10 protein-coding genes are annotated in these 14,517 nt (G+C 71.8%); 4 read left to right on the top strand and 6 right to left on the bottom strand.

Features of this window, described 5'->3' with window-relative positions:
- Positions 1-4: 4 nt before the first annotated feature.
- Together GC092_RS07230 and GC092_RS07225 are read right to left on the bottom strand one after the other, a co-directional pair.
- Positions 5-679, bottom strand: coding sequence for a response regulator (locus tag GC092_RS07230; protein WP_282977890.1), 675 nt, complete (start codon positions 677-679; stop codon positions 5-7).
- Positions 676-1,764 carry a sensor histidine kinase gene (locus GC092_RS07225; protein WP_324014656.1) on the bottom strand — a complete coding sequence of 363 codons (1,089 nt, stop codon included), beginning with the start codon at positions 1,762-1,764 and terminating at the stop codon, positions 676-678. Before GC092_RS07225 ends, GC092_RS07230 begins: the two co-directional genes overlap by 4 nt.
- 238 nt (positions 1,765-2,002) lie before the next feature.
- Between GC092_RS07225 and GC092_RS07220 the strand changes: the two genes are divergently transcribed.
- Positions 2,003-3,817, top strand: coding sequence for an APC family permease (locus GC092_RS07220; protein WP_324014867.1), 1,815 nt, complete (start codon positions 2,003-2,005; stop codon positions 3,815-3,817).
- 51 nt (positions 3,818-3,868) lie between these two features.
- Here GC092_RS07220 and clpX read toward each other — a convergent pair whose 3' ends face one another.
- The 3 genes from clpX to GC092_RS07205 form a co-directional block, all read right to left on the bottom strand.
- The gene (gene clpX, locus GC092_RS07215; protein ID WP_271172021.1) at positions 3,869-5,140 is read right to left on the bottom strand and encodes an ATP-dependent Clp protease ATP-binding subunit ClpX; all 1,272 of its coding nucleotides are present in this window, start codon (positions 5,138-5,140) and stop codon (positions 3,869-3,871) included.
- Between the two features lie 147 nt (positions 5,141-5,287).
- On the bottom strand, positions 5,288-5,953 hold the full coding sequence (locus GC092_RS07210) for an ATP-dependent Clp protease proteolytic subunit (RefSeq protein ID WP_271172022.1): 666 nt from the start codon (positions 5,951-5,953) through the stop codon (positions 5,288-5,290).
- A 23-nt stretch (positions 5,954-5,976) separates the two neighbouring features.
- The gene (locus GC092_RS07205; RefSeq protein ID WP_271172023.1) at positions 5,977-6,570 is read right to left on the bottom strand and encodes an ATP-dependent Clp protease proteolytic subunit; all 594 of its coding nucleotides are present in this window, start codon (positions 6,568-6,570) and stop codon (positions 5,977-5,979) included.
- 222 nt (positions 6,571-6,792) lie between these two features.
- On the opposite strand from GC092_RS07205, the gene glgX reads away from it, so the two are divergent.
- The 3 genes from glgX to treZ are packed head-to-tail and all read left to right on the top strand — an operon-like array spanning position 6,793 to position 12,997.
- Complete coding sequence (gene glgX / locus GC092_RS07200) at positions 6,793-8,976, top strand: glycogen debranching protein GlgX (protein ID WP_324014653.1); 2,184 nt, start codon at positions 6,793-6,795, stop codon at positions 8,974-8,976.
- Positions 8,973-11,276, top strand: a complete 2,304-nt coding sequence (gene treY, locus GC092_RS07195; RefSeq protein ID WP_324014651.1) for a malto-oligosyltrehalose synthase — start codon at positions 8,973-8,975, stop codon at positions 11,274-11,276. Before glgX ends, treY begins: the two co-directional genes overlap by 4 nt.
- The gene (gene treZ, locus GC092_RS07190; protein WP_324014650.1) at positions 11,273-12,997 is read left to right on the top strand and encodes a malto-oligosyltrehalose trehalohydrolase; all 1,725 of its coding nucleotides are present in this window, start codon (positions 11,273-11,275) and stop codon (positions 12,995-12,997) included. The genes treY and treZ overlap by 4 nt, the downstream gene beginning before the upstream one ends.
- A 60-nt stretch (positions 12,998-13,057) precedes the next feature.
- Here treZ and tig read toward each other — a convergent pair whose 3' ends face one another.
- On the bottom strand, positions 13,058-14,506 hold the full coding sequence (gene tig / locus GC092_RS07185; protein ID WP_271172027.1) for a trigger factor: 1,449 nt from the start codon (positions 14,504-14,506) through the stop codon (positions 13,058-13,060).
- Positions 14,507-14,517: the final 11 nt, after the last annotated feature.

Genomic DNA, 14,517 nt, shown 5'->3' with positions numbered 1-14,517 from the left:
CGCCTCAGGGCCGGTAGCGGTACCCGAGCCCCGGCTCCGTCAGCAGATGGCGGGGCCGGGCCGGGTCCGCCTCGAGCTTGCGCCGCAGCTGGCTCATGTAGAGGCGGAGGTAGGCGTCCTCCCCCGTGTACGCCGGGCCCCAGACGGCCGTGAGGAGCTCGCGCTTCCCGACGAGGCGGCCCACGTTGCGCAGCAGCACCTCGAGCATCGACCACTCGGTCGCGGTGAGGTGCACCGGCTCACCGTCGCGCGTGGCCGTGTGCGCAACGAGGTCGATCTGGGAGGGGCCGATCGCGTGCCGATCGGCCTCCTCGGATGGCGCGGGCGCGGTCCGCAGGAGGGCGCGCACGCGCGCGAGCAGCTCATCGACCGCGAACGGCTTCGTGACGTAGTCGTTGGCGCCCGCGTCGAGCGCCGCGACCTTCTCCGCCGTCTGCGACCGTCCGCTGAGCACCAGGATGGGCATCCGGTGCGCGCCGCGCACCGTGGTGATGACCCCCACGCCGTCGAGCGCGGGCAGCCCCAGGTCGAGGATGACGAGAGCGGGCTCGTTCCGAGCGATCTCCCTGACCGCTTCGGCGCCGTCCGCCGCCTCGCGCACCTCGTACCCGCGCGCCTCGAGGTTGAGGGCGAGCGTGCGGCGGATCGCCGCATCGTCCTCGACGATGAGGATGGTCATGCGACGCCCCGATCCCGCGGCGCGACAGGGGCGATGGGCAGCTCGAGCACGCACGTGAGCCCTCCGCCCTCCGACGGGCGCAGGTCGAGCGTGCCGCCCATCGCCTCCGCGAACCCGCGCGAGAGGGAGAGACCGAGCCCCGCGCCGGACCCGCTGTCGTCGAGGCGACGGAATGCGCGGAACGCCTCCTCGCGCGACGCGGCCGGGATCCCCGGGCCGTGGTCGACGACCGCGAGCTCCACGCGCGCCCCGGCCGTGCGGATCCTCACCGCGACGTCGCCGCCGGCGTGGCGGAGAGCGTTGCCCACGAGGTTCGCGACGATCCGCTGCACGAGCACGGGATCGGCGAGCGCGTCCGGCACCCCGGGCGCCACCGTGACGGCGACGGCGCCCTCGTCGCCCAGCTCGTCCAGCGCGAGCGCGGCGGCGTCCTCGACCCGCATGGGCTCGATCGAGACCGGCAGCACGCCCGCGTCGAGCCGCGACGAGTCGAGCAGGTCGTCGAGCAGCCGCTCGAGGCGAGCGAGCGAGGCGATCGTCGTGCCGAGGAGCTCGCCCCGCTGGTCGGGCGTCCAGACGACGTCGGAGCTGGCGAGGCTCGTCGCCGCGGCCGATGCGGCGGCGAGCGGAGTGCGGAGGTCGTGCCCGACGGCCGCGAGGAGGGCGCTGCGCAGCCGGTCCGCCTCCTGCGCGGCGTCGGCTCGGCTCTGCGCCTCGAGCGCCTGACGCGCGAGCAGGAGGCGCGCCTCCGACTGCCCGACGACGAGGCTCACGATCACGCCCGCCGCGACGAACACGCCGATCGCGACGAGCTGCGCGCCGTCGGTCACGTGCAGGGTGTGCACGGGCTCCGCGAAGAAGTAGATGAGGAGCGGCCCCGCAGCGATCGACGCGACGAGGGCGACGACGATCCCACCCAGCACGGCGCCCACGACGACGATGAGCAGGTACAGGAGCGCCGCGACCACGAGGTCCTGCGCGTCGACCGACGCGGCGACCGCCGCCGTCGCTCCCACGAGCGCCGCCGTGACCACGGCCGCGGCGGCGAGCTGCCGTCGCACGGGGAGCATCGCGAACCGCTGCACAGAGGAAGTCTCGCGGCTCCGGTCGGGCTGACGACGGCGGCGCGCGCGGGCGGCGGAAATCCTGACGGAATCCTGACGCGGAGACGGGTCCCGCGCGCCGCGACGGGACTAGCGTCGTCCGGTGTCCAGATCGAGAGGCGGAGAAGAGATGCTCGTCGAGAGCGCAGTGCCCCCGGACGTCACCGGGGAGTCCACATCGGAGATCGACTCCGGGAGGGGCGCGCCGTGGTGGCGCGTCATGTGCCTCACGGGCGTCGACTACTTCTCGACCCTCGGCTACCAGCCGGCGATCGCAGCCCTCGCCGCGGGCCTTCTCTCCCCCATCGCGACGCTCGTGCTCATCCTCGTCACGCTGCTGGGCGCCCTGCCGGTCTATCGACGCGTGGCGAAGGAGAGCCCGCACGGCGAGGGGTCGATCGCCATGCTCGAGCGCCTCCTCCCCTGGTGGGGCGGGAAGCTCCTCGTGCTCGTCCTGCTCGGCTTCGCCGCCACCGACTTCATGATCACCATCACCCTGTCGGCCGCCGACGCGACGGCGCACATCGTCGAGAACCCGTTCGCCCCGGACGAATGGGAGGGGATGGAGATCCCGATCACCCTGTTCCTCGTGGCGCTCCTGGGGGCGGTGTTCCTCAAGGGCTTCCGCGGCGCGATCTCGATCGCGGTGGCGCTCGTCGGGGTCTTCCTCGCGCTGAACGCGGTGGTCGTGCTCGTGTCCTTCGCCGAGGTGGCCGCACGTCCCGAGGTCGTCGGCGACTGGACGGCCGCGCTCACCACCGCGCACGGGAGCCCGCTCGCGGCCATCGCCGTGGCGCTCCTCGTCTTCCCGCAGCTCGCGCTCGGCCTCTCCGGCTTCGAGACGGGCGTCGCCGTGATGCCGCAGATCCGCGGCATCCGCGGCGACACGGAGGCGCGGCCGGTCGGCCGCATCCGCGGGGCCCGCAAGCTGCTCACGGCCGCCGCGCTCACGATGAGCGCGTTCCTGCTCGGCTCGAGCGTCGTCACGACGCTGCTCATCCCCCAGGAGGAGTTCGCGCCCGGCGGCTCGGCGAACGGCCGGGCGCTCGCGTACCTCGCCCACGACCTGCTCGGGGAGGGCTTCGGCACCGCCTACGACATCGCGACCGTGCTCATCCTCTGGTTCGCGGGCGCGTCGGCGATGGCGGGCCTGCTGAACCTCGTGCCCCGCTACCTGCCGCGCTACGGCATGGCCCCGCGGTGGGCGGCCGCCACGCGCCCCCTCGTCATCGTGTTCACGGCGATCGCGTTCGCCGTCACGCTCGCCTTCGAGGCCGACGTCGACGCCCAGAGCGGCGCCTACGCGACCGGCGTGCTCGTGCTCATCACCTCGGCGTCGATCGCGGTGGCGCTGTCCGCGCGTCGGCGGCGGCACCCGCGCGCGGCCGCCGGCTACGCGGTCATCGCCGCCGTGTTCCTCGCCACGACCGCGGTCAACGTCGTGGAGCGGCCCGACGGGGTCAAGATCGCCGCGCTGTTCATCCTCGGCATCGTGACGGTGTCCGTGCTGTCGCGCATCCCGCGGTCGTTCCAGCTCCGCGCGCGCTCGGTCGTCTTCGACGAGGCGGCCCTCGCGTTCCTCCGTCACGACGCGGAGCACCACGGCGCGATCCGCGTCGTGCCCAAGGAGCCGGGCTCCGGGACGGCGGCCGAGTTCGCCGACAAGCTCCGCAACGAGCGGCGCTTCAACGGCATCCCCCGCTCGGCGCAGGTGGTGTTCCTGCAGGTCATCCTCGGCGACTCGTCGGACTTCGAGGACGACCTCGTCGTCCGCGGCGAGGAGCACGCGGGGCACCGCATCCTCAGCGTCCATGCCACGAGCGTGCCGAACGCGATCGCCGCTGTGCTCCTCGCCATCCGGGACGAGACCGGCGTCGTCCCCGACGTCTACTTCGAGTGGAGCGAGGGCAATCCGGCGTCGAACATGCTGCGCTTCCTCGTCTTCGGGACGGGCGAGATCGCGCCGGTCACGCGCGAGGTGCTGCGGCGCGTGGAGCCCAAGCGGCGGCTCCGCCCCGACGTCCACGTGGGCTGAGCGGCTCCGGGCCGAGGATCCTCGATCCCCGGCCCGGAGGCGTCCGCTCGGCTACGCGCTCTTCTTGCGCTGCCGCAGCACGACCGTGGGGGGCGCGCCCTCCTCGACGGCGGCGCGGGTGACGATGACCTTCGCGACGTCGTCGGTGGACGGGATCTCGAACATGATCGGCCCGAGCACCTCCTCGAGGATGGCACGCAGCCCGCGGGCTCCCGTCTTGCGCCCGACGGCGAGGTCGGCGATCGCGCGCAGCGCGTCCTCCTCGAAGTCGAGCGCGACGCCGTCGAGCTCGAACATCCGCTGGTACTGCTTCACGAGCGCGTTCCGCGGGACGGTGAGGATCTCCATGAGCGCCTCCTGGTCGAGCGCGCCGACCGACGCGATGACGGGAAGGCGGCCGATGAACTCCGGGATGAGCCCGAACTTGTGGAGGTCCTCCGGGAGCACCTCCGCATAGAGCCCGCCGTCGTCGCGCTTGTCCTGGAGCGGGGCGCCGAACCCGACGCCGTGGCGCCCGACGCGCGCCGAGATGATGTCCTCGAGCCCGGCGAACGCGCCGGCCACGATGAACAGCACGTTCGTCGTGTCGATCTGGATGAACTCCTGATGCGGGTGCTTGCGCCCGCCCTGCGGAGGGACGGACGCCACCGTGCCCTCGAGGATCTTCAGGAGCGCCTGCTGCACGCCCTCGCCCGACACATCGCGCGTGATCGACGGGTTCTCCGCCTTGCGGGCGATCTTGTCGACCTCGTCGATGTAGATGATGCCGGTCTCGGCGCGCTTGACGTCGAAGTCGGCGGCCTGGAGGAGCTTGAGGAGGATGTTCTCGACGTCCTCGCCCACGTAGCCCGCCTCGGTGAGGGCCGTCGCGTCGGCGACGGCGAACGGGACGTTGAGCCGCTTCGCGAGCGTCTGCGCGAGGTAGGTCTTGCCCGACCCGGTCGGCCCGAGCATGAGGATGTTGCTCTTGGCGATGTCGACGTCCTCGGCCTTCTGCTCGGCCGTCTTGATCTCGCCGCGCGCGCGGACGCGCTTGTAGTGGTTGTACACCGCCACCGCGAGCGCGCGCTTGGCGGGCTCCTGGCCGACGACGTACTCCTCGAGGAACCCGAAGATCTCCCGCGGCTTCGGCAGGTCGAACTCCGCGACCCCGCCGTCGGCGTTGGACTCGGCCATCCGCTCTTCGATGATCTCGTTGCAGAGCTCGACGCATTCGTCGCAGATGTAGACGCCGGGTCCGGCGATCAGCTGCTGGACCTGCTTCTGGCTCTTCCCGCAGAAGGAGCACTTGAACAGGTCGGCACTCTCACCGATGCGAGCCATGGTCCTTCTCCTCCTGGGTCCCGGAAGGGGGTCTTCTTCGAGCCTAACCGCTGCCGCCGACACCGACGCCGTCCGACGCGGCATGGATGCGGGATGCCCCGGCCGTGCGAGCGCGCGACCGGGGCATCCTGCAGGATCCTGCTCGTCCTACTTCGTCAGCGGCGTGCGCTTGCGCGACGTGAGGACCTGGTCGACGAGGCCGTACTCGACCGCCTCGGTGCCACCCAGGATCTTGTCGCGGTCGATGTCCTTGTGGACCTCGGCCTGCGACTTGTTCGAGTGCTTCGCGAGCGTCTCCTCGAGCCACGTGCGCATGCGCAGGATCTCGGCCGCCTGGATCTCGATGTCCGACGCCTGCCCGTGGCCGGACTCGCCGACCGCGGGCTGGTGGATGAGGATCCGCGCGTTGGGCAGCGCGAGGCGCTTGCCCGGCGCGCCGGCCGCGAGCAGCACGGCCGCCGCCGAGGCGGCCTGACCCAGCACGACGGTCTGGATCTGGGGCGAGATGTACTGCATCGTGTCGTAGATCGCCGTCATGGCCGTGAACGAGCCGCCGGGCGAGTTGATGTACATGATGATGTCGCGGTCGGGGTCCTGGCTCTCGAGCACGAGCAGCTGCGCCATGACGTCGTCCGCCGACGCGTCGTCGACCTGGACGCCCAGGAAGATGACGCGGTCCTCGAAGAGCTTGTTGTACGGGTCCTGGCGCTTGTAGCCGTATGCCGTGCGCTCCTCGAACTGCGGCAGGATGTAGCGGCTGCTCGGGAGCTGGAAGCCCTGCGGGGTCGCCGCGCCGGTGTAGGGGGTGTTCATCGTGTGCGTCCTCGTCTCTCGGCTCACTGCGCGTCGCGGTCGGTGCCGCCCGCGCCCGTCACGTCCGCCGCATGCTCGCGGATGTGGTCCACGAACCCGTACTCGAGCGCCTCGTCGGCGGTGAACCAGCGGTCGCGGTCACCGTCCTCGTTGATCTGCTCGACGGTCTTCCCGGTCTGCGCCGCGGTGATCTCGGCGAGGCGGTTCTTCATCGAGACGATGAGCTCGGCCTGCGTCTGGATGTCGCTCGCGGTGCCGCCGAAGCCGCCGTGCGGCTGGTGCAGCAGGACGCGTGCGTTGGGCGTGATGTACCGCTTGCCCTTCGTCCCGCTCGTGAGCAGGAGCTGCCCCATCGAGGCGGCCATGCCGATGCCCACCGTGACGATGTCGTTGGGCACGAACTGCATGGTGTCGTAGATCGCCATGCCGGCCGTGATCGAGCCGCCGGGCGAGTTGATGTAGAGGTAGATGTCCTTCTCGGAGTCCTCCGCGGCGAGAAGGAGGATCTTCGCGCAGATCTCGTTCGCGTTCTCGTCGCGCACCTCCGAGCCCAGCCAGATGATGCGGTCCTTGAGAAGCCTGTCGAAGACACTCTGTGCCATCAGCGGTTCGGCCATGAAATCACTCCATTTCGGTGATGCGTCGAGATCGACCCTACCGGCGCCGTTTCAGCGGTCCGGTCGTGTTCGCCCTGGGCATATCGGGTGTCGCATGCCCTGTCGGACCGCCCTTCCGCAAGCCCTTCCCTCCGGCACGTCGCGCCCGTTAGCGTGGCGGCATCGGCGCGGATCAACGGAGGGGTCCGCCCCGGGAGCCTCCGGACCGCGAGGAAGGCGCGCATGAACACCTGGCCCGGAAACCCCTACCCCCTCGGAGCGTCGTACGACGGCGACGGGACGAACTTCGCCCTCTTCAGCGAGGTCGCCGAGCGCGTCGAGCTCTGCCTCTTCGACGATGCGGGGGCCGAGACCCGCGTCGAGCTCACCGAGGTCGACGCGTTCGTCTGGCATGCGTACCTCCCGGATGTCGGCCCCGGCCAGCGCTACGGCTACCGCGTGCACGGGCCGCGCGACCCCGCCCAGGGGCTCCGGTGCAACCCGCACAAGCTGCTCGTCGACCCGTACGCGAAGGCGCTCTCCGGTGCGGTCGACTGGGACGCGTCGCTCTACGACTACGACTTCGACGACCCGGAGAAGCCGAACGAGGCCGATTCCGCGGGCCACACGCTGCTCGCGGTCGTCGTCAACCCCTACTTCGACTGGCGGGACGACCGGCCGCCGTCCGTCCCGTACGACCGCACGCTCATCTACGAGGCGCATGTGAAGGGCCTCACGGCGCTGCACCCCGACGTCCCCGAGGCGCAGCGCGGCACCTACGCGGGCATCGCCCATCCGAGCGTCATCGCCCACCTGCGCAAGCTCGGCGTGACCGCGATCGAGCTCATGCCGGTCCATCAGTTCGTGCACGACGGCCATCTCATCGAGCGGGGCCTGCGCAACTACTGGGGGTACAACACCCTCGGCTTCTTCGCGCCGCACAACGAGTACTCCTCATCCGGCGACGCCGGCGCGCAGGTCCAGGAGTTCAAGGGGATGGTCCGCGCACTGCACGCGGCCGGCATCGAGGTCATCCTCGACGTCGTCTACAACCACACCGCGGAGGGCAACCACCTCGGCCCGACCCTGTCGTTCCGCGGGATCGACAACCGCGCGTACTACCGGCTCGTCGACGACGACCCGTCCTTCTACATGGACTACACCGGCACGGGCAACAGCCTCAACGTGCGCAACCCGCACGCCCTCCAGCTCCTCATGGACTCGCTCCGGTACTGGGTCACCGAGATGCACGTCGACGGCTTCCGCTTCGACCTCGCGGCGACGCTCGCGCGCGAGTTCTACGACGTCGACCGGCTGTCGAGCTTCTTCGACCTCGTGCAGCAGGACCCGGTCGTCTCGCAGGTCAAGCTCATCGCCGAGCCGTGGGACGTCGGACCCGGCGGCTACCAGGTCGGCAACTTCCCTCCGCAGTGGACGGAGTGGAACGGCAAGTACCGCGACACCGTGCGCGACTTCTGGCGCGGCGAGCCGGCGACGCTCGGCGAGTTCGCGTCGCGCATCACCGGGTCGGCCGATCTCTACGAGACCTCGGCACGGCTCCCGTCGGCCTCGATCAACTTCGTCACGGCGCACGACGGGTTCACGCTCAACGACCTCGTGTCGTACAACGAGAAGCACAACGAGGCCAACGGGGAGGGCGGGCGCGACGGCGAGTCCCACAACCGCTCGTACAACCTGGGAGTCGAGGGGCCGACCGACGACCCCGCTGTCCTCGAGCTGCGCGCGCGCCAGCAGCGCAACTTCCTCGCGACCCTCCTGCTCTCGCAGGGCGTTCCCATGCTTCCTCACGGGGACGAGCTCGGACGCACGCAGCGCGGCAACAACAACGGCTACGCGCAGGACAGCGAGCTCACGTGGGTGCACTGGGACGAGGCGGACGGCCCGCTCATCGAGTTCACGGCCGCCGTGTCGCGCCTGCGCCGGCGGCACCCGGCGTTCCGACGACTGCGGTTCTTCGACGGGCGGCCCGTCCGCCGCGGCAAGGGCGACCCCCTGCCCGACATCGTGTGGCTGCGCCCCGGCGGCGACCCCATGGAGCCCGAGGACTGGGAGACAGCGTACGCGCGCTCGCTCGGCGTCTTCCTGAACGGGCAGGGCATCGGCGGCCGCGGCCCGCGCGGCGAGCGGATCGTCGACGTGCACTTCCTCATCTGCTTCAACGCGCATGACAGCGAGGTCGAGTTCACGCTGCCGCCCGACGAGTACTGCCCCCAGTGGGAGATCGTGCTCGACACCGCGGACGGCGCAGATCCGACGCCGCGCGCGGCCGGGTCGTCGCTCGCCGTGACGGCCCGCTCGATGCTCGTGCTCCGCGAGCACCGTGCACCGGAGGAGTCGCCCGATCACTCCCCCGCCGCATCGGTGCGGCTCCGGCTCGAGCGCGCCGCGGAAGAGGACGGCGCGTGACCCCGCGAACGCCGCGCTCGACGTACCGTCTGCAGATCAGCGCGGACTTCGACCTCGATGACGCGGCGGGTGCCGTCGCGTATGTGCACGCACTCGGGGCAGACTGGCTCTACCTCTCGCCCCTGCTCACGGCGGAACCCGGCTCGAACCACGGCTACGACGTCGTCGACCACACGCGCGTGGACCCGCTGCGCGGCGGAGCCGACGGGCTCGCCCGTCTCTCCGCGGCCGCACGGGAGGCCGGGCTCGGCGTGCTCGTCGACGTCGTCCCGAACCACATGGGCGTCGCGACGCCGGCGAACAACCCCTGGTGGTGGGATGTCCTCGCGCACGGCCGGGCGTCCCGGTGGGCGGATGCGTTCGACATCGACTGGGCCGCGGGCGGCGGACGCGTGCGCCTGCCCGTGCTCGGCGACGACAGCCCGCCGCTTCGGATCGAGGACGGCGAGCTGCGCTGCGGCGATCAGAGATTCCCCCTCGCCCCGGGATCGGCCGACGACGGCGCCGATCCCGAGACCGTGCACGGCCGCCAGCACTACGAGCTCGTCGACTGGCGGCGCGGCGACGCGGAGCTGAACTACCGCCGGTTCTTCGCGGTCTCCTCGCTCGCGGCGATCCGCGTCGAGGAGCCGTGGGTGTTCGACGCATCGCACGCCGAGATCCTCCGCTGGCTCCGCGACGGCCTCGTGGACGGGCTCCGCATCGACCATCCGGACGGCCTCGCGGACCCGGGAGGGTACCTCGCGCGCCTCGCGGACGCGACCGGGGGCCGCTACGTCGTCGTCGAGAAGATCCTCGAGGCCGGAGAGCACCTGCCCGCGCACTGGGCGACGGCCGGCACGACCGGGTACGATGCGCTCGGAGACGTCGATCGCGTGCTCGTCGACCCGGCCGGCCGCGCCCAGCTCGACGCGCTCGAGGAGGAGCTGCGCGGCTCGCGCGCCGCGTGGGACGACCTCGTCCACGACGGCAAGCGCGCCGCGGCCGACGGCATCCTCGCGTCCGAGATGCGTCGGCTCGTGCGGCTCCTGCCGGACCGGGCCCTGCCCGGCGGCGCGGACGCCGCCGACGCGCTCGCCGAGATCCTCGCCTGCTTCCCCGTGTACCGGTCGTATCTGCCCGCCGGAGCCGAGCATCTCCACGCCGCCGTCGCCGAGGCGGCGCGGAGGCGGCCCGACCTGGCTGCGGCCGTCGAGGCGCTCCTCCCGGTCCTCTCCGACCCCGCGGAGCCCGTCGCGGCGCGCCTCCAGCAGACCTCGGGCGCCGTGATGGCCAAGGGCGTCGAGGACACCGTGTTCTACCGCGTCGCGCGCCTCGCCTCGCTTGCGGAGGTGGGCGGTGATCCCTCGGAGTTCGCGATCGACGTCGCCGAGTTCCATCGGCGCCAGATCGAGCGTCAGGCGCGCACGCCCGCATCGCTCACGACGCTCTCGACGCACGACACGAAGCGCGGCGAGGACACCCGCGCGCGGATCGATGCGCTCGCCGAGGTGCCGGAGCTCTGGCGCACGACCCTCGCGACGCTTCTCGCGCGCGCTCCCCTGGGCGACGCCCCGCTCGCGGCGCTCCTGTGGAGCACGCTCGCGGGCGCGTGGCCCGTCTCCCGCGAACGCGCTCACGCCTACGCGGAGAAGGCCGCACGGGAGGCCGCGACCGGCACATCGTGGCGCTCTCCCGACGCGGACTTCGAGGGGCGGCTCCACGCCCTCGTCGACGCGGCATTCGACGACCCCGAGGCGGCCGCCGCCCTCGAGGGCCTCGTGGACGCCATCCGCCCGGCCGGCTGGTCGAACGGCCTCTCCGCGAAGCTGCTGCAGCTCGCGATGCCCGGCGTGCCCGACGTGTACCAGGGCGCGGAGCTGTGGAACCGCTCGCTCGTCGATCCCGACAACCGGCGCCCCGTCGACTTCGGCGAGCGGCGCGCGCTGCTCGCGCAGCTCGATGCCGGACCGCCGCCGCCCCTCGACGAGAGCGGCGCGGCGAAGCTGCTCGTCACCTCGCGCGCGCTGAGGGCGCGACGCGATCGACCCGAGCTCTTCACGCGCTACGCGCCGCTGACTGTGATCGGCGACGCGGGGCGGCACGCGATCGCTTTCGACCGCGGCGGGGCCGTCGCGATCGCGACCCGCCTCCCGATCGGCCTCGCCCGCGCCGGCGGATGGGGCAGCGCATCCGTGCTCCTGCCTCCCGGCCGATACGCGGACGCCCTCACCGGCGCCGAGACCGAGGGCGGTGCCGTCCCCCTCGCCGAGCTTCTGCGCACCTACCCCGTCGCCCTGCTCCTGAGGCAGGCGCCGTGAGCTTCGAGGTGTGGGCGCCGCACGCGCGGACCGCAACGCTCCTGCTCGACGGATCGCGGCTCGCGATGCGAGCAGCGCCCGACGGATGGTGGACGTCCGACGCCGAGCCGCGGCACGGCGCCGCCTACGGCTACCTGCTCGACGACGACGACACGCCCCTGCCCGATCCGCGCGCGCGCTGGCAGCCCGACGGGGTCGACGGGCTCAGCCGCGTGCACGACCCGTCGGCACACGCATGGCAGGACAGCGGATGGACGGGCCGGCAGCTCGCGGGCGGCCTCATCTACGAGCTCCACGTGGGCACGTTCACGCCCGAGGGGACGCTCGACGCCGCCGCGGCGCGTCTGCCGCACCTCGTCGACCTCGGCGTCGACTTCGTCGAGCTCCTGCCCGTGAACGCCTTCGACGGCCCGCGCAACTGGGGCTACGACGGCGTCCTCTGGTACGCGGTCGACGAGAGCTACGGCGGCCCGGACGCCTACCAGCGGTTCGTCGACGCCTGCCACGCCGCGGGCGTCGGCGTGATCCAGGACGTCGTCTACAACCACCTCGGGCCGAGCGGCAACCACCTCCCCCGGTTCGGGCCGTACCTGCGCGAGGACGACGAGAACACGTGGGGCGCAGGCGTCGACCTGCGCCTGCCCGCCGTGCGCGCGCACATCGTCGAGAACGCGCTCATGTGGCTGCGGGACCACCATGTCGACGCCCTCCGGCTCGACGCCGTCCACGCGCTCGTCGACGACAGCCCGACGCACATCCTCCAGGAGCTCGCCGAGGAGGTCGACGCGCTCAGCGCGCACCTGCGTCGGCCGCTCACGCTCATCGCCGAATCGGACCTCAACGATCCGACCCTCATCTCGCCCCGAGAGGCGGGCGGGTACGGCGTGCACGCGCAGTGGAGCGACGACTACCACCACGCTGTCCACGTGGCGCTCACGGGCGAGACGCACGGCTACTACGCCGACTTCGCTCCGCTGTCGGCCCTCGCGAAGGCGGCGACCCGCGGATTCTTCCACGACGGCACGTGGTCGTCCTTCCGCGGACGCGCGCACGGCCGCCCCCTTCCGCCGGGCACTCCCGCGTGGCGGCTCGTCACCTACACGCAGAATCACGACCAGATCGGCAACCGCGCGACGGGCGATCGCCTGGCCGCCGCGCTCGACGAGGACCTGCTCGCCGTCGCGGCGCTCCTCTGCCTCGCGTCGCCGTTCACGCCGATGCTCTTCATGGGCGAGGAGTGGGCAGCGTCCACGCCCTGGCAGTTCTTCACGTCGCATCCCGATCCGCAGCTCGGGGAGGCGACCAGGGAGGGGCGCAGGGAGGAGTTCGCGCGGATGGGATGGGAGCGCGAGACCGTGCCCGACCCGCAGGACCCTGCGACGTTTGCGCGCTCGCGGCTCGACTGGAGCGAGCCCTATCCCGCGGATGGGGCCCCGACGCGGCACACGCGCATCCTCGCCGTCCATCGCGCGCTCGCGCGCCTGCGCAGGGCGGAGCCGGACCTCGTCGATCCGCGCCTCGAGCGGGTGTCGGCGGAGTGGAGCGATGACGAGCGCTGGATCCGGCTCCGACGGGGCGGCCTGGAGATCGTCGTCAACCTGGCGGACGAGCCGCTGCGCATCCGGCCGGCCGCGGACGTCCTCTTCGCGACGGCGCCGCTCGATGAGGATGACGGCGCGATGCTCCTGCCGCCGCGCGCGGGAGCCGTCGTGCGGATCTGAGTCGGCAGACGCGAGGAGGGCGGGTGCCGAAGCACCCGCCCTCCTGAGGATCCGCTGAGATCACTCGGCCTCGTCGGCCGCCTTCGCGGTCTTGCGCGTGCGCTTGGGCTTCTTCTCGGCCGCGGGAGCCTCCTCGGCCGGGGCCTCCTCCGCAGCGGGGGCCTCCTCGGCCGCACCAGCCTCGTCGGCCGGAGCCTCCTCCGCAGCAGCCTCTTCGGCCTCGGGCTCGTCATCGACGGCCGCGAAGTCGCTCACGTCGACCGGGTTGCCCGCGGTGTCGACGACGGACACCTTGCCGAGGACGATCGCGATCGCCTTGTTGCGCGCGACGTCGCCCATGAGAGCCGGCAGCTGGTTGCCCTGCTGGAGCGCCTGCACGAAGTCCTGCGGCGACATGCCGTACTGGCCCGACGCCTGGATGAGGTACTGCGTGAACTCGTCCTGCGAGACCTGCACGTCGAGCTTCTCGGCGATCGCGTCGAAGAGGATCTGCGTGCGGAACTGCTTCTCGCTCGCCTCGGTCACCTCGGCGCGGTGCTCGTCGTCCTCGAGGCGGTTCTCCTGCTCGAGGTGACGGTGCACCTCGTCCTCGATGAGGCTCGCGGGAACCGGGATCTCGACCGCCTCGAGCAGCGTCTCGACGAGCTTGTCGCGCGCGGCGGAGCCCTGCGAGAACGCTCCGCGCGTCGCGGCCGTCTCCTTGAGCGACTCGCGCAGCTCGGCGATCGTGTCGAACTCGCTCGCCATCTGCGCGAAGTCGTCGTCGGCCTCGGGAAGCTCGCGCTCCTTGACCGCCTTGACGGTCACGGCGACCTCGGCCTCCTCGCCCGCGTGGTCTCCGCCCACGAGCTTGGAGCGGAACGTGGTCTCCTCGCCGGCGGTGAGCGACTCGACGGCCTCGTCGATGCCGTCGAGCAGCTCGCCCGAGCCGACCTCGTACGACACGCCCTCGGCGCGGTCGATCTCCTGGTCGTCGATCTTGGCGACGAGGTCGAGCTCGACGAAGTCGCCCTTCGCGGCCGGGCGGTCCACGGGCACGAGCGTGCCGAAGCGGGCGCGCAGGCTGTCGAGCTCCTCGTCGATCTTCGCGTCGTCGATCTCGACGGCGTCGACCGTGACGGTGAGGCCCTCGTAGGCGGGGATCTCGAACTCGGGGCGCACGTCGACCTCGACGTCGACGACGAGGTCGCCCGAGAAGTCCTTGTCGCTCGGCCACTCGACGATGTCCGCCTGCGGGCGCCCGAGGATCTTCACGTCGTTCTCGGCGACGGCGGCGCGGAAGAACCCGTCGAGGCCCTCGTTGACGGCGTGCTCGATGACCGCGCCGCGGCCGACGCGCTGGTCGATGATCGGAGCGGGAACCTTGCCCTTGCGGAAGCCGGGGACCTGCACGTCGCGCGCGATGTGCTCGTACGCGTGCTGGATGCTCGGCTTGAGGTCTTCGGGGCTGACCGTGATGTGAAGCTTCACCCGCGTCGGGCTGAGCTTCTCGACGGTGCTGTTCACCATGCTGGTTCGTT

It is taken from the genome of Microbacterium sp. JZ37 (assembly GCF_035188445.1).
In the GTDB taxonomy this organism is placed as follows: Bacteria; Actinomycetota; Actinomycetes; order Actinomycetales; family Microbacteriaceae; genus Microbacterium; species Microbacterium barkeri.
The sequence above is the reverse complement of the archived record's forward strand: the minus strand, read 5'-3'. Positions and strand labels throughout refer to the sequence as shown.

Excerpts from the sequence above, each read along its gene's own strand:
- GC092_RS07205 (WP_271172023.1), bottom strand. The coding sequence starts at position 6,570 with ATGGCCGAACCGCTGATGGCACAGAGTGTCTTCGACAGGCTTCTCAAG.
- tig (WP_271172027.1), bottom strand. The coding sequence starts at position 14,506 with ATGGTGAACAGCACCGTCGAGAAGCTCAGCCCGACGCGGGTGAAGCTT.
- GC092_RS07230 (WP_282977890.1), bottom strand. The coding sequence starts at position 679 with ATGACCATCCTCATCGTCGAGGACGATGCGGCGATCCGCCGCACGCTC.
- glgX (WP_324014653.1), top strand. The coding sequence starts at position 6,793 with ATGAACACCTGGCCCGGAAACCCCTACCCCCTCGGAGCGTCGTACGAC.
- GC092_RS07220 (WP_324014867.1), top strand. The coding sequence starts at position 2,003 with ATGTGCCTCACGGGCGTCGACTACTTCTCGACCCTCGGCTACCAGCCG.
- GC092_RS07210 (WP_271172022.1), bottom strand. The coding sequence starts at position 5,953 with ATGAACACCCCCTACACCGGCGCGGCGACCCCGCAGGGCTTCCAGCTC.
- clpX (WP_271172021.1), bottom strand. The coding sequence starts at position 5,140 with ATGGCTCGCATCGGTGAGAGTGCCGACCTGTTCAAGTGCTCCTTCTGC.